The following is a 21,345-nucleotide window of genomic DNA, read 5'->3' as shown; positions in this document are numbered from 1 at the left end:
ATGAGAGTTCGAAAAAGGGTTGGCATGATACCCGCTCTCGATGACTGGATAAAGGTCGAATTGGATAAAATCTGAACAGCTATTTTGTTATCGCCAGCGGTTTGGTCTGGGTGGGGTGAGTCAGAAAGCTGCCGTCAATCGACCGACCCGCGCCGGCTTCATTCGGGAGAATGGAAGCTCAGACTGTAGTTCACCGCTTTGGGACCAGGGTCCAGGATATCCAGCGCGATATGGATGGGCGTCTGCGGCGGCATTTCGCCGCGCCCCTCGAGATCGCCACCCAGGTATTCCCCTGGCTTGAAGCGGCGACTGGCGATCAGGTGCCCGTTGAGGTCGGCAAAACGCAGTTCCAGCAGCGGAAAAGGCTGGGAGAAGGGCGCACGGTTATAGATGATCGCGTCCACCACCAGGGCGCCGCTGAATTCCGGATGGCTGCGCACCACCAGGTTGCTGCTCTTGATCTTGGCGATGTCGACCTTGGATGGCACGTCGCAACCGATGGTCGGACAGATTTGCAGGAACCATGGGCGGTACTGGTCCTGGCGGGCCAACTCCTCGAAATGGTAGGCAATGTACTGACCGCCCAGGGCCGCAGCGGCGAGCAGCACCAACAGGCCCCACAGCAGGCGGCGGCCCCAGGGCGAGCGGCGTTTGCGCCAGTCCAGTTGCAGTGGGTCGTCGTCCAGGTCGTGGAGCGCCTCGGCACGTATCCCGGGTTCCTGGCGTTCGCGTGACTTGCGCAACGGTGCCGGTTGCTCGGGTTCGTCGTCGTGGTCGTCGGTGGCGGACAGGCGCTCGAGGTGTTCGTCGGGCTCGTCGTCTGGCGCCAGGTGGAGCGGGGCGACAGGTTCGTCGTCCGGTTCCAGTGGTTCAAGGGCCAGGGACAAGGACGGCTCGGTACGCGGTGGTCGCACCGGTTCGTGGGGTTCGAACGGTTCGAACGGGGTATCGAGGACAGTTTCGACGCGCTCGCTCGGGGTTTCGCTGTACAGGCTGTCGGGCCAGGCTTGCTGCTCGCTGGAGAGCGAGTCGCGTTGCGCGCTCAGGTTGTCTTCCCGGCGCCGGCCGGTATTTCCCGGGGCGCGATTGTCGCGTCGTTCCAGGCGCGCCAGTTCCTTGTCCAGATCATCCAGATCCAGCTCGGCGGCGCTCCATTGTTTCTGGCTGATCGCCCGGGGCGGGGCTTCGACGGCAGGCTTGGCGGGCGGCGCGACGGCAGGAGCCGCTTGCTTGGCAGTGCGTTGTTCCAGCAACTGTCGTGCGGCATTGAATACCTGCAGGCACGAGCCGCAACGAACCACCCCGCGGGCCACGCTCAATTGAGCATGGCTGACGCGAAAACGGGTGTGGCAATGCGGGCACTGGGTGACGAAGCTGTCAGTCATGCGGCAATCCGGTGGATACAGGCGGTCATTCTAGCGCCGACGTCCGGTGATGCGCACCCAGCCATCGCGATTGGCGATCGGGTCCAGGTCAAAGTCCGCGGCATAAGCGCCAGCGACTTCTTCGCCCTGTTCGGCGAGGATGCCCGACAGCGCCAGGCGTCCGCCCGGCTTGACCAGGCTCGACAGCTGCGGCGCCAGGGACACCAGTGGGCCGGCCAGGATGTTGGCAACCAATACGTCAGCCTGGACCGCTGGCAAGTCTTGCGGCAGGTACAGCGGGAACTGCGCCTCGGCAATATTGTTGCGTCCGGCGTTGTCGCGGGAGGCTTCCAGGGCCTGGACGTCGATGTCGGTGCCGATCGCTTCCCGGGCGCCCAGCAGGAGCGCGGCAATCGCCAGGATCCCCGAGCCACAGCCGAAGTCGAGCACGTCGCAGCCCTTGAGGTCCTGGCCGTCGAGCCATTCCAGGCACAGTGCGGTGGTCGGGTGTGTGCCGGTGCCGAACGCCAGGCCCGGGTCCAGCAGCAGGTTGACCGCGTCCGGCTCCGGTGCGGCGTGCCAGCTCGGAACGATCCACAGGCGCTGGCCGAAACGCATCGGCTGGAAGTTGTCCATCCAGCTGCGTTCCCAATCCTGGTCCTCGATCACTTCGCTGTGATGCTCGGGCAGCGGGCTGCCGGTGAGCAGTTCGAGGTGGGCCAGCACGCTGGCCGCTTCGGTACCGCCTTCGAACAGGGCCAGCAGGTGGGTGTGGGACCACAGCGGGGTGGTATTGAGCTCTGGCTCGAAGATCGGCTGGTCTTCGGCGTCCATGAAGGTTACCGATACGGCGCCTACTTCAAGAAACGCGTCTTCGTAGGTTTCGGCTTGTTCCGGGCTGATGGCCAGACGTACTTGCAGCCAAGGCATGGCGGGCACCTTTGGAAAAAATCTACAGGGGGACAGCACGGGGCTGCAAAGGCGCGCAGTGTACGCCAGGTCGCCGTCAAAGTGGATAAGCGAGTCATGCGCCGTCCAGCTTGGTGTTTCGATATATATATGTATGACATGGAGGAACTGGCGGGCAGATAAGGTGCGGGTCCACACAACAGGGAGGAATGTGATGGATAACACGGCCGAGCGACAAAGAAACGTGAGCGGCAGGGGGCCGATATCTTCCCCGCAGGCGGCAACGGCACAAGCGGTCCTGGAAACACTGACTCGCTGGCAGGCAGTCATCGACCCTCGACTGCAAGCCCAGATGAGCGTGCTGGAGGTGCTGGAGGAGTATCTGCTGGTCGAACTGCGCACCCATTATTACCAAGACAACATCGATCCGCACTTCATCGGCACCCTGCTCGATACGGTGTTGCAACGCATGATCGACCAGCAACCGGTCATGCCCGACGAAGAGCAGGACGCACCTTACCGTTGGCCGGACGCGGCTGATCGAGGGATGCCGGTCGAGCGCCAGGAGGTCATCGCCCAGGTGGTGGAAAGCAGCGCTTCGGGTTTTATCAGCCACTACCGGGCCTATCTGCAACGGCATTGGGCAATGGCCGAGGGCGAAGCCGCTTTGATGGAGTTGATCGAGCAACGGCTCGAAGGTCACATGGCCGACGTCGTCATGATTTTCCAACCGGACCGACTGGCAGGCCTGGACGTTGATGAGCTACGGGGCCAGCTTGAAGAGCTCCAGGAGGGCTGGCGTCGGATGAGCGAGCCGGTCGCGTTGGCGAGCGCGTCGCAGCGTCAGAGTCTGCAAGCGCTCGCGCGTTCGCAGCTGCCTGACTGGTTGCGGGGGCTGGGCGAAGCTGACCGTAGGCAACTTGAGCTTTGCCAGGACCAGACCTTCCAGGCGCAGGTGCTGGTGGACGGGTTGCTTGAGGGCTTGGGGTCGTTGCGGGCGTTCGCTCGGCAGTTGGCCAAGGACTATGTCAGGCATGAGTTGGACATGGAGGTCGAACCTGACAGCATTCGGGTGCAATTGCAGTGGCGAAGTGTGATGGGCCAGCCAGTGCGCACCCATAGCCTGAGTGAGTTGCTGGCGGCCGGTCCGATCAGGCCGGACGCTGTTTCGGTGTTCCTGGTGGAAAACGGCGCAATGCTGCGCAACCAGCCGCTTACACCAGCATTCATGAGCCAAATGCTGGCGCAGGTCGATGCCCCGGCCGGGTACTTGCGGGCACTGGTGGACCGGTATGGCCGGAGCGATCTGAAAGACGCCATGCTCGATTGGTTCACGGCACGCTTGCAGCAAAGCGCATTCATTGCCCGCTGTGCAGGTCACCTGAAGCAGGCGAACCATGAGGCGGTCAAAGCCTTGTGGGAGAGCGAGGCCTCGGCGCAGGCCGCCAGCGTTTGGCGGGTCAGCTGCGTGGTGCTTGCGAACGCTATGTGCTGTGCCGATTTTCTCTTGTTCTATCGCCAGGACCTGCAAGGTGACCTGCTGCTGTATGCCCCCGACAAGCCGGATGGGCAGGAGTGGATCGAGTTGCCCTCGTTATGGGCCGTCAGCGTGGAGATGGGCGCATGGACCCGTAGCGAAGTCGGTCGCGAGTACTTGCTGCAGCGCCTCTTTCCAGTCGAACGGAGCGGGGCGCGGGAGTACTTTGCCAGCGTGGTGGACAAGCCGACGACTTGGGATTCGAGCAAGGATCCCCGAGGGACGGTGAGCGGTTTCAGGGCTTGCCTGGAAGACCTCGTTGCGATGGGCCTGAACAACAATCTGGCACAGGTGGCGGCGGACGAATCGCCTCGCTGGTACGCCGCCTTGCCGCTTGATTCCCGGCGAAACATCAGCAGCCTGAGCCAGGAGCTCCTGGTTCATCAGGAGGTGCTCAGCCAGCAGATGGCAGGCTACGAAGCCTTTGTGGATTTCGCCAAGCGTATCGTCACGCAAGCCATTGCTCCTTATATGCGCAGCAAAGGTGTGCAGGGGGCCGTCGATCCCGAAACGGTGCTCATCGACTACAACCCGGGGTTGGCCGATGGCAAGACGAACGTCTCCAGCCTGCTGGAGCTGGCCATCTACGGCTATGACGACAACTCGGGCATCGACAATCCGCGAAAAGGCGTACGTTCATCGGTGGGACAGGATCTGAGGCAGGTCCGCAGTGCGGAGCTGGCGTCCTATCTTCGACGGGCGTACGTGGGTGAGCAGTATGCGCGGCAGATCCGTGCCCGGTTCCTCGACGCCCGTGCCGCTGAGTACATCTTGCGTCGCACCGCCTACCGTAACCTGGTGCTGACCCGGATGGACCGTGACCTGCGTGTCGCAACGGGTCAGTTCCAGTTGAGCGCGAACGAATTCTGGTGGCTCACTCGACAAGTCACCCTCCTGAGTGAAGCGGTGCCGGTGGTCGGCCCGGTGTATTCGGGGGCTGTCGTCCAGCGTGAGGGGGTGATCAGGTTTTCCGTCGGCGGTCATGTCGTGATGGGCGTCTACGTCTTCACCTACTTCGATCCGAAGGGCTCGTCTTGGCTGTATACGCCTGACGCTCCGGACGGTGTCACGTTTCGCCCGTACCGGGACTTTACCGGGAAAGTCGTCGCGCGCCTGCATGACTACGTGCTGGAGCGGGTCGGACTCGGCGCCCGTACGGCGGTCAGGCGTTCACTGGTGGCTCTGGCGGCGGCGAGCATCGGCGTCGATACGTTGCGCGAGTTCAATCGAGTGAGCGATATCCAGGCAGAGTTCGATGCTTACATCGAGCGGGCTGTCACCGATGTGGAAGACATCACCCAGAGCCGTGCCGAAGTGATCAGGCGACAGGTCATCAAGGGGCTGCTGTTTGCATCGGCACCGGTGTGCCTGGTCTACCCGCCCTTTGCTCTGTTGCTGGATGCGGCCGTGATCGCCGTCAGTGTCAAGCAGGCTGCGCAGGCGCATGGGCAGGGGAACACGGATCGCGCGCTGGGCCACTGGTTGATGGCCTCCTGGGGGGTACTGTTCGCCGCGCTGGGAGCAGGAACCATTGCTTCGTTACTGGGGCCGGCGGCCAGAAGCCTGAAGCTTGTCGTGAAGTCCATGTCCTTGTCCGGGCAGCGCTTGAAACGCATGACGCCGCTGATTGCCAAGGAAGCCGGACCGATCGTCCAACCCATACGCTTCAAGCCGAAACAGGCGGTCAGCAAAACCCCCGAGAATCTGGAGCGGGTGACCGAGGAGGGCATTTACCAGGGGACTTATCGCAGCCCATCCAGTGCATCGCAGCCGCTCAATACATATTTCATACGCAGCAGGGGCAAGTACTACCAGGTGAAGGAAGATTCTCGTTTCGGCGGCTTGTGCCTGGTGGACGCCAGTCGCCCCGGCGCTCTGTACAACCTGCCCATCCGCAGAATGGGAAATGGTCAGTGGACGCACAACTCGGTCGGCTTGAAGGGGGGCAATGAGCAAACGCTTGTCCTTGGGCGAGTGAGCGATCTGCGGGAGGCGTTTCCCAACCATGTCTTCCCGGATGTATCGAGGGGCGCGTTGCAAGGCGAGGCCGTGGTGGCAAGGTTCAGCGAGGCGGCGGCGGACAACTATCTGTTCTCGCTGAACGCGCAGACCTGTGTGATCGCTTCGTTGTACAACCCGACCACCCGGGTGGGGGCGGTGATTCATTTCGATCATAATATCCGCGCGCTCATCGAACGCAGTGTTCGCGACGTGATGCAACGCCTGGGGGGATCGGGCAAAGACATCCGCGCCACGCTGGTGGGGGGGGACTGGTTGACGGGGGTCGACATTGGCGGGCGAGTCCGCTCGGCGATGAGGCGCCAGGGTTTGCAGCCCACCTGGGATCACTGGTCGTACTCTTCCTGCTTCGGCAATACCTACGGCGTGTCACTGGAGCTGCGCAGTGGTGTCACTACGGTCTTCAAGACCTCACGCAGTCAAGTCGAGCGCTACTACATACCGGTGCTGGCGAGGGCGAAAAAGAGCACCGATCCCGTATCAGTACGTGCCCGTGGGTTCATGACGCGCTTGCGCAGCGAACCGTTGGTAGCCACTGCCAGCGGGGCCATCCGTACTCCGCAGGGCAGGGTCGCGACAGCGTCGCAGATCGAAGCGCAGGCGTTGCCTACGGTGGTGCTGAGCTGATTGGGTTCGCCGCCATCCCGCAAGGCCGGCAAAAAAAGACCCCGGCCAATGGACCGGGGTCTTTTCTACATCACTTGAAGCATCAGTGCTGGTTGCCCAGCTTGTGTTCCAGGTAATGGATGTTGACGCCGCCTTTGCAGAAGCCTTCGTCACGTACGAGGTCGCGGTGCAGCGGGATGTTGGTCTTGATCCCGTCTACCACGATTTCGTCCAGGGCATTGCGCATGCGCGCCATGGCTTCGTCACGGGTCGCGCCGTAGGTGATCAGCTTGCCGATCAACGAGTCGTAGTTCGGTGGAACGGCATAACCGCTGTACAGGTGCGAGTCGACGCGAACGCCATTGCCGCCCGGGGCATGGAAGTGCTTGACCGTACCTGGGCTTGGCATGAAGGTTTTCGGGTCTTCGGCGTTGATCCGGCATTCCAGCGCGTGACCGCGGATGACCACGTCATCCTGGGTGAACGACAGCTTGTTGCCGGCGGCGATGCTGAGCATCTCCTTGACGATGTCGATACCGGTGACCATTTCCGAGACCGGGTGCTCCACCTGAACACGGGTGTTCATTTCGATGAAGTAGAAACGACCGTTCTCGTACAGGAACTCGAAGGTACCGGCGCCGCGATAGCCAATATCGATACAGGCCTTGACGCAACGTGCCAGGACTTCTTCGCGAGCCTGCTCGTCGATGCCCGGTGCCGGCGCTTCTTCGAGCACTTTCTGGTGACGGCGTTGCAGCGAGCAATCGCGGTCGCCCAGGTGGATCGCATGGCCCTGGCCGTCGGACAGTACCTGGACTTCGACGTGACGTGGGTTGGTCAGGAATTTTTCCAGGTAGACCATCGGGTTGCCGAACGCCGCGCCAGCTTCGGAGCGGGTCAGTTTCGCCGAGGAAATCAGGTCTTCTTCCTTGTGTACCACGCGCATGCCGCGACCACCGCCGCCGCCAGCGGCCTTGATGATCACCGGATAACCGACTTCGCGACCGATGCGCAGAGCGGTTTCTTCGTCTTCAGGCAGTGGGCCGTCGGAACCCGGAACGGTTGGAACGCCGGCGGCGATCATGGCGTGTTTGGCCGATACCTTGTCGCCCATCAGGCGGATGGTTTCGGCTTTCGGGCCAATGAAGGCGAAACCGGAATTTTCGACCTGCTCGGCGAAGTCGGCGTTTTCCGCCAGGAAGCCGTAGCCAGGGTGAATGGCGGTGGCGCCGGTCACTTCGGCAGCGGCGATGATCGCCGGGATGTGCAGGTAGGAGTGCGCAGCCGACGCCGGACCGATGCAGACGGATTCGTCCGCCAGGCCCAGGTGCATCAGTTCTTTGTCGGCCTTGGAGTAAACGGCGACGGTCTTGATGCCCATCTCTTTGCAGGCACGCAGAATCCGCAGGGCGATCTCACCGCGGTTAGCGATCAGAACTTTTTCCAACTTCGCAGTCATCAAAGGCTCTCCGCGGTTCAAACGATGGTGAACAGCGGTTGGTCGTACTCAACCGGCTGGCCGTCTTCGACGAGGATGGATTCGATCACACCGCTGGTTTCAGCTTCGATGTGGTTCATCATCTTCATGGCTTCGACGATGCACAGGGTGTCGCCTTTCTTCACGGTCTGGCCGACTTCAACGAAGGACGGCGAGGATGGCGAAGACTTGCGATAGAACGTGCCCACCATTGGCGAACGGGCGACAGTGCCGTTGAGCGCTGGTGCCGCAGGTGCGGCTGGCGCTGCGGCGGCAACCGGGGCGGCGGCTGGAGCGGGTGCGGCGGCCGGAGCCTGCATTGGGGCCGGTGCATAGAACTGCTGGGCCGGGGTCTTGCTGTGGCGGCTGATGCGTACGGACTCTTCGCCTTCCTTGATCTCAAGCTCGTCGATGCCGGACTCTTCCAGCAATTCGATCAATTTCTTAACTTTACGGATATCCATGAATCATCAACTCCCAAGGGTCGGTCAGGGGCGTTTAACGCTTGTTGTTCAAGCTGTTGCCGGTCTTTCAAGCTGCTCTAGGGCGGCCTCCAGGGCCAGTCGGTAACCACTGGCGCCGAGGCCGCAAATCACTCCCACTGCTACATCGGAGAAGTAGGAGTGATGACGGAAAGGTTCGCGTTTGTGCACGTTGGACAAATGCACTTCGATGAATGGGATGCTCACCGCCAGCAGCGCGTCACGTAATGCGACACTTGTGTGTGTAAAAGCTGCTGGATTGATCAAGATGAAATCCACGCCTTCGCCACGGGCGGCATGGATACGGTCGATCAATTCATATTCGGCGTTGCTTTGCAGATAGAGCAAATGATGGCCGGCGTTGCGGGCCCGCTGCTCAAGGTCCTGGTTGATCTGGGCCAGTGTCACGGCCCCGTAGACGCCCGGTTCACGGGTGCCCAGCAGGTTCAGGTTGGGTCCATGCAGGACCAATAGGGTCGCCATCTGCTGTTCCTTGTTATCTGTGAGCAGGTATCAGAACCTGGCGACTATGCCGCAAAGCCTTAATGACTGTCCAGTTCTCGGCAATAGCCAGCACGATGACCGATGTTTACGCGAAATTTGTGACCATCCTCCAAAATCCGGTCATCCCCGGTTTCGCCAGCCTGTCCTGAGCCTTGTGGGAGCGAGCCTGCTCACGAAGACGGCGGCACATTCAATATCGATGCACGCTGACCCACCGCAATCGCGAGCAGGCTCGCTCCCACAATGGATCTGTGCTGCTTAAACCCGAAACGCCTGCACCGCCGTGTGCAGCCGCCCGCCCAGCACCAGCAGGTTATCGCCCTGTTCCCGCCCTTGGCCGATGCGTAGCAGATTATCGCCACCCAATTGATGAATCCGCTCACTGTGATCGCGGATTTCGCTGACGGCGCCGCTTTGTTGGGCGGTGACGTCGGCGATACGTACCGCCGTGGCGGAGATTGTCTGGATGGCGCCGACGATTTCGTCCAGCGCGCCGTCGGCCGCCTGCGCCTGGTTGGCGGTGGCTTCGGCGTGTTCGACCTGGGCGCGCATGCCGTCCACCGATTGGCGCGCGGCCAGTTGCAAGCGGGCGATCAGCGTCTGGATTTCGGCGGTGGCGCCGGCCGTGCGTTGGGCCAGGGAGCGGACCTCCTCGGCCACTACCGCGAAGCCTCGGCCCATTTCCCCGGCGCGGGCCGCTTCGATGGCGGCGTTGAGGGCCAGCAGGTTGGTCTGGTCGGCAATCGAACGAATCACCGTCAGCACGCCGCCGATGGTGGCCGATTCCTCGGCCAGTTGTTCGATCATCTGCGCGTTGTCCTGCACTTCCCCCACCAGTGCGTGCAGGCCCGTGAGGCTCAGGCCGATGACTTTCTGCCCTTGTTCCACCGCCTGCCCGGCATTGCGGCTGGCATCCGCGGCCTGGCTGGCATCGCCGGCCACTTGCTGGATCGTCGCTTCCAGTTCGCTGAGGGAATCACGGATCAGCGCCGTGTCGCCGGCCTGATCCTCGGCGCCGCTGTGTAGCTCGCCGCTCAACTCGGCCAGGGCCCGGCTGCTGCCGGCGACCTGTTCGGCGTTGACGCGGATGGTGCCCACCAGGTCCACCAGATAAGCGCGCAGACGATTGAGCGACGCTTCGATGTCTTGCAACTCGCGATTGCTGGCGCCGACATGGATATCGCGGCTGAAATCCCCTTCGGCCCAGGTCGACAGGGCCGGAGCGAGGTGCGTCAAGGTGCGGGCCAGGCGTCGCTGCAAGGTGTCGATGAGCAGCGCGATCAGCAGGATCAAGCCAATCATCACCCCTTGGATCAGGCGAACCTCGCCCTGGATCTGCCCATGCTGGGCCCGCACCGCCGGTTCCATTGCATCGATCGCCTGTTGCACGTCGGTGATTTTCAGATGCGTGGCGCTGCTCAGTTCGGTGCGTTTCTGGATCAGTTCGCGGGTGCGGGTCAATTCGGCGGGATAGCGACCCAGCAGGCTGTTGAGTTCGCGCTTGAGGGCGATGCCGGCATCTTCGGCAGCGGCTTTTTCCTGGGCCTCCAGGCCCATCAGCGCGGCGAAATCATCGCTGCCCGATTCACTGCTGGTAGTGACGCCCAGCAGTGGCAGGCTGTCGAGGCGTTCGGCCTCAAGGCGGATGCTCGCCAGTTCCCGCTCGACGTCGGCGGCCAATTCGCTGCGACCGCTGCTGACCAGTTTGTCCCGCGTGAGAGACAACCGGCCCAGGTGCTGTGAAGCGGCAAACAATGCGGGCAAGTAGGCAGGGGTGCCATTGGCGTATTGGGCCAGTTGGTCGAGGCTGGCACTCAGTTCGCGCTCGGCTTGCAACAACAAGGCTTGCGGATCGCCGGCCAGTTTGCCGGCGGCCAGCAGGTCGGTCTTGCTGAAACCGTCGAGGTTCGACAGGCTTGGGCGCAGGGTCTTGGCCAGTGCCGGGGGGAACTGATCGAGGTCTTTTTGCAGGGTCTCCAGGGCCTGGGTCGCCGCGCTCAGGCGCAAGGCGTCGCCGCTGGCCAGGTAGTCCTCGATGTTGCGCGCCACGTCGCCCTGGAATTGCCGCGACAGGCCCAGGTAGCGCTCCATCAGCAAGTAGGGTCGTTCCAGGGCGATCTGCGACCACCATAGCGTGGCCCCAAGACCCAGGCACACGGCAACGAGAAGAAGGGTATTGAGATTGGTCAGCAGCTTCAGGCGCATCAAGGGTCTACCAAGGGCAGAATCGTAAGTGCCTGAATTTATTGCGCTTGCGTTACAGGTTTATGACCGAATCGGTCGATTCCGATGAAAAGGTGGCACTTTGCTTTGATTGCCGGGCGCTCTGTACCCGATTGCGCCCGGCGTGCTTGGCGCGATACAGCGCTTCGTCCGCCTGGCTGGCCATCATCAGGCTGTCGGAGTCATCGCTCATCTCCACCACGCCGGCGCTGAAGGTGCACCACAAATCCTGGGGCTGGGCCGGATAGTGGATTTCGGCAAAGCGCTGGCGAATTTCATCCAGCACCTTGCAGGCGGCGTCGATATCGGTGTCGGGCATGACGATGGCGAATTCTTCGCCGCCGTAACGGCCGATGAAATCGGTCTTGCGCAGGCGCTGCTTGAGAAACAGCGCCAGGCTCTTGATCACCCGGTCGCCCATGGGATGGCCGTGGCTGTCATTGACTCGTTTGAAATGGTCGATGTCGAGCATGGCGAAGCTCAGGGGCTTGCCTTCGCGTCGAGCGCGGAAGCTGCAATCCTCGAGCAACTGGAGGATATGGGTGTGGTTGTACAGGCCGGTGAGGCTGTCGCGCACCATCCGCGCCTTGAGGTTGCGCGCCCGGGCGGCACGGTTGCGCACGGTGGTGATCAGGTGCCGGGGCTTGATCGGTTTGGTCAGGAAGTCGTCGCCGCCCTCGCTCATGGCGTCGAGTTGCTTGTCCAGGTCGTCTTCGGCGGACAGGTAGATGATCGGCACACTGACATAGCGGTCGTTGTGGCGAATTACCTTGGCCAGTTCCGTGCCGGTGCAGGCCGGCATGTACATGTCGAGGATGATCAGGTCGGGCTGGAAATCCGCCAGCTCGGCCATGGCCTGGATGGGTTCGATCAGCGTGCGGGTGATGATGCCGGCACTGTTGAGCAAGCGTTCGGTGTGCATGGCCTGGGCGCGGGAGTCATCGATGATCAGCACTTTGTATGGATCGTACTGGGCGACGCAGGTCAGCACTTCGATCTTTTCCAGCAGGCTCGAGGCTTCGAGGGTGCCGGTGAGAAATTCCTGGCCACCGGCGCGCACCGCGGCCAGGCGTGTCGGCGTGTCGGTTTCCAACAGGCTGAAGAACAACAGTGGCAGCGGTTGTTCCAGGCCTTCCTGGGCTTCGGCGGCCAGTTTCAGGCCGGCGCCGGGACCGCTGAAATCCACATCCATGACGATCGCTGCCGGCAGACGCTCGACCATCGCTGCCCGGAACGCCGCGACATTGTCCAGCGCCTGGGCGCTGAGGCCGAAGAACTCCAGCTGTTTGGCCAGGCGCTCGGCGCGGTCATGGTCCTGCAGCAACACGTAGATGGGTTTGCGCAGCGGTGGCAGGAAGGTTTGTTCGAGCTGGTCGCCGTGGCGCAGGCCGGTACGAGACAAGCGCTGCATCAAGCGGTTGATTTCGGTGATCAAGTGGCTGCTCAGGCGTCCGCGATTGGCGTCCACCGCTTGCAACGACTGGCTGATGCCTTGGGCCAGTTGGGAATGCTCGGGCTGTTCGAAGCGCTCGGCAAAGCGCAGCAAGCGCAGATTGGCCTCGCTGAGCTCCGCCAGGTCGGTGCTTGACCACTCAGTGCGTTGCAGGCGCTGCCAAATCTCCAGGATCTGACGAGCCTGATGAATTACCCGCTGGGCAAAGTGGTGCTTGAGGCGCTCACGGCTGGGGTCTTCTGGCTCGGTCATATCCTGACAACTAGTTAGGGTGCATGCTGAGGTCGACTGGTGGCTCTATGCTAGCACCTCTTTTCCCCCACATGAGTGTCATACGTCAATAATCTGTCCTGGCACGAAATTCAGTTTGTGACCGGTCAGTCTCATAGGCCGCTGGCAGCGCGTCCTTTATAGTGCCGGTTCGACTGCCCTGTCGTGGCCGGCATATTGGTGGCGCATTATCGCGTTTCAAATCAGGCACGATGGCGTAGGGTTGTGGTCGAACCGTGAACTCAAGTGATTGAAGGGATATCGCCATGCTGGACTGGAAAAACCGCGCGGGCAGCGCGCCTGAACGTGCCGCCGAGCCGAAATCGGAGGCCCGCAGCTACCTGGGCGGGCTTTTTTTCAGCCGCGCACTGGCTACGCTGATCGGCCTCTACCTGTTGGTGACCATTGCCGTCGGCTGGTATTGGAGCCAGGAGCCCGCGCTGTTCCCGGTGCAGCAGAACGCCCAGGCCGCGGCCGAGAAAGATGGCCGGCAAATGGTGGTGGGCTACACCACGGTCGAGACGCTCAAGACGGTGGCCGGGACCCTGCTGACCAAGCCGGGTGGCTACATCTCCAATGACCGCTTCCCGCCAGGCCTGTGGATGGACAACATGCCGAGCTGGGAATATGGCGTGCTGGTGCAGGTCCGCGACCTGAGCCGTGCCCTGCGCAAGGACTTCGCCCGTTCCCAGTCCCAGTCCGCCGAGGACGCCGACCTGGCCAAGGCCGAGCCGCGCTTCAACTTCGACAACCGCAGTTGGGTGCTGCCCTCCAGTGAGTCTGAGTATCAGGAAGGCATCAACTCCCTGAGCCGCTATCAGGCGCGCCTGTCCGACCCAAGCCAGAAAAGTGCACTGTTCTACGCCCGTGCCGACAACCTGAACAACTGGCTGGGGGATGTTGGCACTCGCCTGGGTTCGTTGTCCCAGCGCCTGTCGGCCAGCGTTGGCCGGGTCAAGCTCAACACCTCGCTGAAAACCGAAGTTCCGGCCCCGGGCCAGGTGCCGCAGGTGGATGAAGAGGTGGTCGAGACCCCGTGGCTGCAAATCGATAACGTGTTCTACGAGGCCCGCGGTCAGGCTTGGGCGCTGTCGCACCTGCTGCGCGCCATCGAAGTGGACTTCGCCGATGTACTGGCAAAAAAGAACGCCACGGTCAGCGTGCGGCAGATCATTCGTGAACTGGAAGCGTCCCAGGAACCTGTCTGGAGCCCGATGATCCTCAACGGCAGCGGCTTCGGTGTCCTGGCGAACCACTCGCTGGTCATGGCCAACTATATTTCCCGGGCCAACGCAGCGGTCATCGACTTGCGGCAATTGCTGAACCAGGGCTGATACATGAGCGAAAGCCCCCGGGAGGTCGCTCACCGAGTGGCCTCGGATGCCGAGTTGATCGCGTGGGTCGATGAGCAGGACAACCTGCTTGGCAGCCTGGTGCGTTCAGAGCTGCGCGAACGCGGCCTGATCGGACGTGGCACCTACATCATGCTGTTCAACTCGGCCGGTGAGCTCTGCGTGCACCGGCGTACCCTGAGCAAGGCCATTTACCCCGGTTTCTGGGACGTGGCGGCGGGTGGCATGGTGCAGGCCGATGAGACCTATGCCGAATCGGCCGCCCGTGAGCTAGCGGAGGAATTGGGTGTGAGCGGCGTGGAACTGACCGCCCACGACCATTTTTATTTCGAAGACCCCGGCAGTCGCTTGTGGTGCTCGGCGTTCTCGGCGGTGTGGGACGGCCCGCTGGTCCTGCAACCGGAAGAAGTCCTCGAGGCGCGTTTCCTGCCGCTCGAACAGGTGCTCGATGAAATCCAGCGCAAGCCCTACTGCCCGGACTCTTTGGCGGCGCTCGAACGCTATTTGCGGGTCCATGGCGACGGCGTCGCAAAGAAGCTATAAATTGGCGCTGATTGGCCCTTAGCAAGTCGGCTTTTTGCCGTTACACTGCGCGACTTTTCAAGCTGAACCGTCTCTGCGGTCCAGTAGCGCTGCCCCTGCCTGAGTGGGGTTTCGCGGTCGAGGCACGTTCCCCCTCGGCCAGTCTTTGTCCTCCCAAGAGGATTGCCGGTGGCCAAAAAAGCCGCATCCTTCGCCGCCCTGGGCGGCCTGGTATTTTCTACCGACGCCGGTCGTCATTGTCCTGATTGCCGTCAACCGGTGAATGCCTGCATCTGCAAACAGACCGCCATCCCTGAAGGTGACGGCATTGCGCGCGTGCGCCGTGAAAGCAAAGGCCGCGGCGGCAAGACAGTGACCACGATCACCGGCGTGCCGTTGGCCGAAGATGCGCTCAAGGAACTGGCCACCACGTTGAAGAAACGCTGTGGCACCGGTGGCGCATTGAAAGACGGCGTCATCGAGATCCAGGGTGATCACGTCGAACTGCTGCTGGCGGAACTGGTCAAGCACGGTTTCAAGGCAAAGAAATCCGGCGGCTAGCAGCCTCTGTGAAAACCACCCTCGGCTTGACCCGAACCCCACGTTCGAGGTCGCCCGCATGGTTTTCACAGAGCCTGTTCTGAACGGGTTTCTAAACTCATCGCTGGGAGCAGGGTCTACCTTGCTAACAGGCAATTCGTCATTTTCACTCTCTAGACTGCCCCAGCCTCCGACCGGATGGTGCATTTTGACTTCTTTATAGGGGACTTCGATGTCCGTACGACGCACACGCAAAGACGATGGCAGCCAATGGACAGTTGCGGACAGCCGCAGTGTTTACGGGATTCGCCATTGGGGGGCCGGGTATTTCGCGATCAATGAAGCCGGTCGCGTCGAAGTCCGCCCGAACGGTCCCGGCAGCTCGCCCATCGACCTGTTCGAGCAAGTCGATCAGTTGCGCCAGAGCGGCCTGTCGCTGCCCTTGCTGGTGCGCTTTCCCGACATCCTGCAAGACCGTGTACGCCAGCTCACCGGTGCCTTCGACAGCAACATCGCGCGCCTGGAATACCAGAGCAAGTACACCGCGCTCTATCCGATCAAGGTCAACCAGCAAGAAGCGGTGATCGAGAACATCATCGCCACCCAGAACGTCTCCATCGGCCTGGAAGCCGGCTCCAAGCCGGAGTTGCTGGCGGTGCTGGCCCTGGCGCCGAAGGGCGGCACCATCGTCTGCAACGGCTACAAGGATCGTGAGTTCATCCGCCTGGCGCTGATGGGCCAGAAGCTGGGCCACAATGTATTCATCGTCATCGAGAAAGAGTCCGAAGTCGGTCTGGTGATCGAAGAGGCTGCGGCGCTCAAGGTCAAGCCACAGGTTGGCCTGCGGGTGCGCCTGTCGTCCCTGGCTTCGAGCAAGTGGGCTGATACCGGTGGCGAGAAATCCAAGTTCGGCTTGTCTGCCGCGCAACTGTTGTCGGTGGTCGAGCGCTTCCGCGCGGCCGGCCTGGACCAGGGCATTCGCCTGCTGCACTTTCACATGGGCTCACAGATCGCCAACCTGGCGGACTACCAGCACGGCTTCAAAGAAGCGATCCGTTACTACGGTGAACTGCGCAACCTCGGCCTGCCGGTGGATCACATCGACGTCGGCGGTGGCCTCGGCGTGGACTACGACGGCACCCACTCGCGCAACGCCAGTTCGATCAACTACGACATGGACGATTACGCCGGTGTCGTGGTCGGCATGCTCAAGGAGTTCTGCGATGCCCAGAGTTTGCCGCATCCGCACATCTTCTCCGAAAGCGGCCGCTCGCTGACCGCCCACCACGCCATGCTGGTGGTGCAGGTGACTGACGTCGAGAAACACAACGATGACGTGCCGGTGATCGAAAACAAGGAAAGCCTGCCGGAAACCGTGCAATGGCTGGTTGACCTGCTGGGCCCGACCGATATCGAGATGGTCACCGAGACCTACTGGCGCGCCACTCACTACATGAGCGATGTGGCGACCCAGTATGCCGATGGCAAGTTGACCCTGGCTGAAAAAGCCTTGGCCGAGCAGTGCTACTTCGCGGTGTGCCGTCGCCTGCACAACTCGTTGAAGGCCCGCCAGCGTTCCCATCGGCAAGTGCTGGATGAGCTCAACGACAAGCTGGCCGACAAATACATCTGCAACTTCTCGGTGTTCCAGAGCCTGCCGGATACCTGGGCCATCGGCCAGGTGCTGCCGATCCTGCCGTTGCATCGCCTGGACGAAGAGCCGCTGCGTCGCGCCGTGCTGCAAGACCTGACCTGCGATTCCGACGGCAAGATCAAGCAGTACGTCGACGAACAGAGCATCGAGACCAGCCTGCCGGTTCACGGTCTCAATCCAGGTGAAGACTACTTGCTGGGCATTTTCCTGGTGGGCGCCTACCAGGAAATCCTCGGTGACATGCACAACCTGTTCGGTGACACCGACTCGGTGAACATCTACCAGAACGCCGATGGCAGCGTGTATCACGCCGGTATCGAAACCCACGACACCATCGAAGACATGCTGCGCTACGTGCACTTGTCGCCGGAGGAGTTGATGACTCACTACCGCGACAAGTGCGCCAGCGCCCGCATCAGCGCCGCCGAACGTACCCAGTTCCTCGATGCCTTGCGCCTGGGGCTGACGCGTTCGTCCTACCTGTCGTCTTGATGGGCAAGTTTGTGGCGAGGGACTCACCCTTTTAACTGATCGGCAACGCCCTCCGGAGCTGTCAGAAAAGACACCGCATGTTGCGGGTTTTTTCGGATAGTTCCGGAGGGCGTTTTTGTTTACGCCACGGCTATTTCCTCCCTCCGGTGCGTTTAACCGGCGATGTCCTTATTTCGTGTAGTCCCTTTCCTAACTTGTACTTGGCCCCTCTACTCGGCCATGGCTCTCGGCGAGAATCCCCGACCGCCCCTCCTGTAGAGAAACGCCGATGTCCGATCCAGCCAGCGAACCAGCATTTCGTCTGGAGATAGCCGGTCTGCCCGAGCCCGTTGACGTCGTGGCTTTCACGGGTAGCGAAACCATCAGCGAACCCTTCGTTTATGAAGCGCAGCTGTTGTTGCCCGATGCGAACCTGGACTTGGCGGGCCTGCTATACCGCAGCGTCTGGCTGAGCTTTGGGGCCCCAGGCCGGGGCATTCATGGGCAGCTTCATGAGTTGGTCCAACACCCTCATGGCGCCGGCTGCCGGGTGCGTATCGGACCGAAGCTGGCCTGTCTGGCGCAGCGCTTCAGCCAGCGGGTCTTCAGCGCCCGCTCGGTGCCGCAGATCATTCGCCAGGTGCTCAAGGCCCATGGCATCAGCGGCCGCGGCCTGTGCCTGGACTTGATTGGTGATTATCCGCCACAGGACTTCTGTACCCAGTATCGGGAATCGGACTTGCAGTTTCTTCAACGCGTATGCGCCCAGGCAGGCATTCATTTTCATTTCGAACACACCCAGGATGGACACTGCCTGGTGTTCGCCGACAATGCCCACAGTTTTCCCCCCGTCGGTACAGCGGTTTACGCGGACGACGAGGCGACTGCCGCAGTGCGGACCTTCAGCGTGCAGACCGATGTGTCGGGGGAGCAGGTCGCCCAGGGCCGCAGCGATTTGATGAACCTGCATGGTGGTCGAATGTTGTCGCTGACGGCTCATCCTTTTGCTGACTGGAACCGGCGCTGGCTGTTGACGAAGGTCGAGCACCGGGTGCAGGCGGGGGTGTACGGCAATCATTTCAAAGCCATTCCCCGGGGCGTGCTGTTCGTGCCGGATAAGATCCCGGCAAAACCACGGATGGTGAGCCGGCAACGCGGCTGGGTCGTGGCAGTGGACGAGCCGCCGGCGTTGGGGGCAGGGCGTGTGGCGGTGCAGTTTGACTGGGTCTACCAGGGCGAAGGTTCCAGCCCCAGTCATTGCTGGCTACCCTTGGCGCCCGAACTGGTCGCGGGCGGAGCGGGCGCCCTGTGTGACGGCACCGAGGTGTTGGTGAGCTTTATCGAAGGCGATCCGGATCGGCCATTGATCAGTGCATTTCTGGACGCGCCTGTCTCAGGGGAGGTTGCGGATGAATCATCCTCAGGCGAAACATTTGTGCAGTCTGTTGCCGATCCGCTCCTGTTGTCTGCAATCCGCGACGCCGAGCCGCTGGTCTTGTTGTGCCTGTTGCCCGAAGGCGGGCCTTTCAGCCCCTGCGCCCAACCGCTGTGCACCTGCCGTATGCTCATGGGGCGTGGCGCGGGCGTTGCTCGATGAGTGCCGCCGTCTTGCCTGGATCAACGCCGCAATGGCTGTTGCTCGACGTACCGAGTGCGCCTGCAGCCGCACGGCTGGTGCACGGGCAGTTCGCCAAGGCACGGTGCTTTGCCCTGTTTGAAGGTACCGAGCTGCATGGGCTGCGAGAGCACGGCCCGCTGCTGGTGGATCTGCGTCAATCGCCTGCGCTGGTCAGCCTCTGTCACCTGGACCCACGTTCCTGGCCGGGGCTGCTGTTGGTCAGCTCATCGCCCGCCGAGCAATTGCTGGCGCATCTGCGGCGCATGCTGACGGTGACGCTAGGCCTGCATCACAAAGCCTTGTTGAGCTACTACAACCCGCACATCGCCAGCTATTTCTTCGACGGCTGCGACCCTCGGGAGCTCAGTTGCTGGCTGGGTCCGATCAGTCTGTTGCGCTGGTTTGGTGGCACCTGGGCCGACCGGGCGATCGGCAGCCAGGGGTGGCAACAACTGTCCAACCCGGGGCTGCCGGTGGCGGCGCTGGAGACGGAGCACAGCCTCAGCGATCGACAGCAGAGCCAGTTGCAACGATGCCTGCTGGAGCGTCATGCCTGGCAATGGTCCCGTGCCACCGGGCGTGATTACCGTCGGCTCTGGGAGGATTTGCAGCAGGGACTGACGCTGGGGTTTACCGAGCGGACAGTGCTCGATGACTGGCTGTGGCTGCGCCTGCAATACCCCGAGGCCCGGCCGGTGCCGGACTTGGTGGGCGGTTCGCAGCGTGAACGGCTCGATCAGTTGCGACGGCGTTGGCAGGACGGCCAGGATTGAACGTTACTGGGCTGACGCGCCGAGCCAGCGGTCGTGTCGCTGCAAGCGCCAGGCGAAAGCGCCGAGGGTCAGGCTGCGCAAGGCCATGAACAGCAGGAAGGTGATCCACAACCCATGGTTGCCCAACCCTTGCAGCGCCCAAGCGATTGGCAGCACCAGCAGCAATGTCAGCAGCATGCCATTGCGCATTTCCCGGGCGCGGGTGGCGCCGATGAACAGCCCGTCGAGCAAGTAACTCCAGACCGCAATCAGTGGCAGGGCCGCCAGGTAAGGCAAGTAGCGGTAAGCGGTATCGCGCACGTCGGGGATGTTGGTCTGCATGTCGATGAACAGGTGGCCGGCGAGCAGGAACAGCAATGCGAAGCCCAGGCTTGCAATCAGCGACCAGCCACACGCCACCACCAGCGAGCGGCGCAGTGCCAGGCGGTCGCGGGCGCCAATGGCATGGCCGCACAGCGCTTCGACGGCATGGGCCAGGCCGTCCAGGGCATGGGCTGTCAGCAACAGGCCGTTGAGCAGCAAGGCATTGGCCGCCACGGTCGCATCCCCCAGGCGCGCGCCTTGCACGGTGATGAGGAAAAACACCGCTTGCAGCGCCAGGCTGCGAATGAAAATGTCCCGGTTCACGGCCAGCAGCGGGCGCCAGTTCTGCCACAGTCCCAGGGCGGCCCAGGCCACCTGTCCGGGCCAGGCGCGCAGTGTGTGGCGGGCCAGCGCCAGGCCGACCAGCGCGCCGGTCCACTCGGCGATTACCGAGGCCCGGGCCGAGCCGGTCACACCCCAGTCCAGGCCGATCACGAACCACAGGTTCAGGGCGATGTTGACCAGGTTGGTCACCAGCAGGATCGCCAACGGCGCCCGGGCATTCTGGGCACCGAGAAACCAGCCCACCAGCGCATAGCTGGCCAGCGCCGCCGGCAAGCCGAAGAGCCGGGTGTGGAAGAAGTCACGGGTCAATTGGTTGAGCTCGGCGGACGGCTGCATGAAGTGTAACGCCACGTCGCTCAATGGCACGCCGACGGCACCGAGCAGCACCGCCAGCCCCATCGCCAACAGCAGGCCTTGCAGTAACACTTGCCGCAATGCCGCGCCGTCACCACGCCCGGCGGCCTGGGCGGCGAACCCGGTGGTGCCCATGCGCAAGAAACCCATGGCCCAGGCCAACACCGTATACAGACTCGCCCCGACCGCCACCGCGCCCAACTGATGAGCATGGGGCAAATGGCCGATGACGGTGCTGTCCACCAGCGCCACCAGCGGCACGGAAATGTTGGAGAGAATCATCGGCGCAGCCAGCGCCCAGACCCGACGATGGGTCAGGCGGTCGCGCCAGTCGGTGATCAGGTTGGACATGCGGGCTCCTTGATGGAGCGCGATTGTAGCGGGTTATGGTCTGATCGTTCTCCAGGGGATCCTGGACTCCTTGTGGCGAGGGGATTTATCCCCATTCTGTGGGAGCAAAGCTTGCTCGCGATCCAGGCGCCTCGGTTCCCTGGGAAACCGCGTCATATTCATCGCGGGCAAGCCTTGCTCCCACAGAGCATCCTCGCCACAAGGGGGCTGGCGCAGTA

At 62.3% G+C, this 21,345-nt stretch carries 15 protein-coding genes; 7 read left to right on the top strand and 8 right to left on the bottom strand.

The window, feature by feature from the left end:
- Nucleotides 1–158 precede the first annotated feature (158 nt).
- The gene (locus GN234_RS14925; protein ID WP_109752249.1) at nt 159–1,385 is read right to left on the bottom strand and encodes a DUF3426 domain-containing protein; all 1,227 of its coding nucleotides are present in this window, start codon (nt 1,383–1,385) and stop codon (nt 159–161) included.
- 30 nt (nt 1,386–1,415) lie between these two features.
- Nucleotides 1,416–2,294 (bottom strand): 50S ribosomal protein L11 methyltransferase, encoded by an 879-nt coding sequence (gene prmA, locus GN234_RS14920; protein WP_109752251.1) that lies wholly within the window; start codon nt 2,292–2,294, stop codon nt 1,416–1,418.
- A gap of 193 nt (nt 2,295–2,487) precedes the next feature.
- Here prmA and GN234_RS14915 point away from each other — a divergent pair, with 193 nt between their 5' ends.
- Nucleotides 2,488–6,456: a dermonecrotic toxin domain-containing protein gene (locus GN234_RS14915; RefSeq protein ID WP_176688705.1), complete on the top strand. Its 3,969-nt coding sequence runs from the start codon at nt 2,488–2,490 to the stop codon at nt 6,454–6,456.
- An 82-nt stretch (nt 6,457–6,538) separates the two neighbouring features.
- On the opposite strand, the gene accC is transcribed toward GN234_RS14915, so the two are convergent.
- The 5 genes from accC to GN234_RS14890 all read right to left on the bottom strand — a co-directional run bounded on the left by accC (nt 6,539) and on the right by GN234_RS14890 (nt 12,826).
- Entirely contained in the window at nt 6,539–7,894 is a 1,356-nt protein-coding gene (gene accC, locus GN234_RS14910) for an acetyl-CoA carboxylase biotin carboxylase subunit (RefSeq protein ID WP_109752255.1), read from the bottom strand.
- 17 nt (nt 7,895–7,911) lie between these two features.
- Complete coding sequence (gene accB / locus GN234_RS14905; RefSeq protein ID WP_030138029.1) at nt 7,912–8,376, bottom strand: acetyl-CoA carboxylase biotin carboxyl carrier protein; 465 nt, start codon at nt 8,374–8,376, stop codon at nt 7,912–7,914.
- A gap of 48 nt (nt 8,377–8,424) precedes the next feature.
- Nucleotides 8,425–8,877: a type II 3-dehydroquinate dehydratase gene (gene aroQ / locus GN234_RS14900; RefSeq protein WP_109752257.1), complete on the bottom strand. Its 453-nt coding sequence runs from the start codon at nt 8,875–8,877 to the stop codon at nt 8,425–8,427.
- A gap of 279 nt (nt 8,878–9,156) precedes the next feature.
- Nucleotides 9,157–9,705: a methyl-accepting chemotaxis protein gene (locus tag GN234_RS30350; protein WP_370873795.1), complete on the bottom strand. Its 549-nt coding sequence runs from the start codon at nt 9,703–9,705 to the stop codon at nt 9,157–9,159.
- A gap of 1,450 nt (nt 9,706–11,155) precedes the next feature.
- The gene (locus tag GN234_RS14890) at nt 11,156–12,826 is read right to left on the bottom strand and encodes a GGDEF domain-containing response regulator (RefSeq protein WP_116834085.1); all 1,671 of its coding nucleotides are present in this window, start codon (nt 12,824–12,826) and stop codon (nt 11,156–11,158) included.
- Between the two features lie 284 nt (nt 12,827–13,110).
- Here GN234_RS14890 and GN234_RS14885 point away from each other — a divergent pair, with 284 nt between their 5' ends.
- From GN234_RS14885 to GN234_RS14860, 6 genes are all read left to right on the top strand, one after another.
- Nucleotides 13,111–14,178: a DUF2333 family protein gene (locus GN234_RS14885; RefSeq protein WP_109752262.1), complete on the top strand. Its 1,068-nt coding sequence runs from the start codon at nt 13,111–13,113 to the stop codon at nt 14,176–14,178.
- A gap of 3 nt (nt 14,179–14,181) precedes the next feature.
- The gene (locus tag GN234_RS14880) at nt 14,182–14,739 is read left to right on the top strand and encodes an NUDIX hydrolase (RefSeq protein ID WP_109752263.1); all 558 of its coding nucleotides are present in this window, start codon (nt 14,182–14,184) and stop codon (nt 14,737–14,739) included.
- A gap of 168 nt (nt 14,740–14,907) precedes the next feature.
- Nucleotides 14,908–15,279 carry a translation initiation factor Sui1 gene (locus GN234_RS14875; RefSeq protein WP_109752265.1) on the top strand — a complete coding sequence of 124 codons (372 nt, stop codon included), beginning with the start codon at nt 14,908–14,910 and terminating at the stop codon, nt 15,277–15,279.
- Nucleotides 15,280–15,490: 211 nt separating this feature from the next.
- The gene (speA, locus tag GN234_RS14870) at nt 15,491–17,404 is read left to right on the top strand and encodes an arginine decarboxylase (protein WP_109752267.1); all 1,914 of its coding nucleotides are present in this window, start codon (nt 15,491–15,493) and stop codon (nt 17,402–17,404) included.
- Nucleotides 17,405–17,672: 268 nt separating this feature from the next.
- A complete protein-coding gene (locus tag GN234_RS14865; RefSeq protein WP_176688704.1) occupies nt 17,673–18,980 on the top strand; it encodes a type VI secretion system Vgr family protein in 1,308 nt (435 codons plus the stop codon).
- The gene (locus GN234_RS14860) at nt 18,977–19,774 is read left to right on the top strand and encodes a DUF4123 domain-containing protein (protein WP_109752271.1); all 798 of its coding nucleotides are present in this window, start codon (nt 18,977–18,979) and stop codon (nt 19,772–19,774) included. Before GN234_RS14865 ends, GN234_RS14860 begins: the two co-directional genes overlap by 4 nt.
- A gap of 3 nt (nt 19,775–19,777) precedes the next feature.
- Here the strand turns inward: GN234_RS14860 and GN234_RS14855 are convergent, their stop codons facing one another.
- Nucleotides 19,778–21,127: an MATE family efflux transporter gene (locus GN234_RS14855; RefSeq protein ID WP_163855478.1), complete on the bottom strand. Its 1,350-nt coding sequence runs from the start codon at nt 21,125–21,127 to the stop codon at nt 19,778–19,780.
- Nucleotides 21,128–21,345 lie beyond the last annotated feature (218 nt).

This window comes from Pseudomonas bijieensis (genome assembly GCF_013347965.1).
GTDB classification, from domain to species: domain Bacteria; phylum Pseudomonadota; class Gammaproteobacteria; order Pseudomonadales; family Pseudomonadaceae; genus Aquipseudomonas; species Aquipseudomonas bijieensis.
The sequence above is the reverse complement of the archived record's forward strand: the minus strand, read 5'-3'. Positions and strand labels throughout refer to the sequence as shown.

What these genes read in the sequence shown, in the direction of transcription:
- GN234_RS14925 (WP_109752249.1), bottom strand. Translation starts at nt 1,385, where the DNA reads ATGACTGACAGCTTCGTCACCCAGTGCCCGCATTGCCACACCCGTTTT.
- prmA (WP_109752251.1), bottom strand. Translation starts at nt 2,294, where the DNA reads ATGCCTTGGCTGCAAGTACGTCTGGCCATCAGCCCGGAACAAGCCGAA.
- GN234_RS14915 (WP_176688705.1), top strand. Translation starts at nt 2,488, where the DNA reads ATGGATAACACGGCCGAGCGACAAAGAAACGTGAGCGGCAGGGGGCCG.
- accC (WP_109752255.1), bottom strand. Translation starts at nt 7,894, where the DNA reads ATGACTGCGAAGTTGGAAAAAGTTCTGATCGCTAACCGCGGTGAGATC.
- accB (WP_030138029.1), bottom strand. Translation starts at nt 8,376, where the DNA reads ATGGATATCCGTAAAGTTAAGAAATTGATCGAATTGCTGGAAGAGTCC.
- aroQ (WP_109752257.1), bottom strand. Translation starts at nt 8,877, where the DNA reads ATGGCGACCCTATTGGTCCTGCATGGACCCAACCTGAACCTGCTGGGC.
- GN234_RS30350 (WP_370873795.1), bottom strand. Translation starts at nt 9,705, where the DNA reads ATGATCGAACAACTGGCCGAGGAATCGGCCACCATCGGCGGCGTGCTG.
- GN234_RS14890 (WP_116834085.1), bottom strand. Translation starts at nt 12,826, where the DNA reads ATGACCGAGCCAGAAGACCCCAGCCGTGAGCGCCTCAAGCACCACTTT.
- GN234_RS14885 (WP_109752262.1), top strand. Translation starts at nt 13,111, where the DNA reads ATGCTGGACTGGAAAAACCGCGCGGGCAGCGCGCCTGAACGTGCCGCC.
- GN234_RS14880 (WP_109752263.1), top strand. Translation starts at nt 14,182, where the DNA reads ATGAGCGAAAGCCCCCGGGAGGTCGCTCACCGAGTGGCCTCGGATGCC.
- speA (WP_109752267.1), top strand. Translation starts at nt 15,491, where the DNA reads ATGTCCGTACGACGCACACGCAAAGACGATGGCAGCCAATGGACAGTT.
- GN234_RS14865 (WP_176688704.1), top strand. Translation starts at nt 17,673, where the DNA reads ATGTCCGATCCAGCCAGCGAACCAGCATTTCGTCTGGAGATAGCCGGT.
- GN234_RS14860 (WP_109752271.1), top strand. Translation starts at nt 18,977, where the DNA reads ATGAGTGCCGCCGTCTTGCCTGGATCAACGCCGCAATGGCTGTTGCTC.
- GN234_RS14855 (WP_163855478.1), bottom strand. Translation starts at nt 21,127, where the DNA reads ATGTCCAACCTGATCACCGACTGGCGCGACCGCCTGACCCATCGTCGG.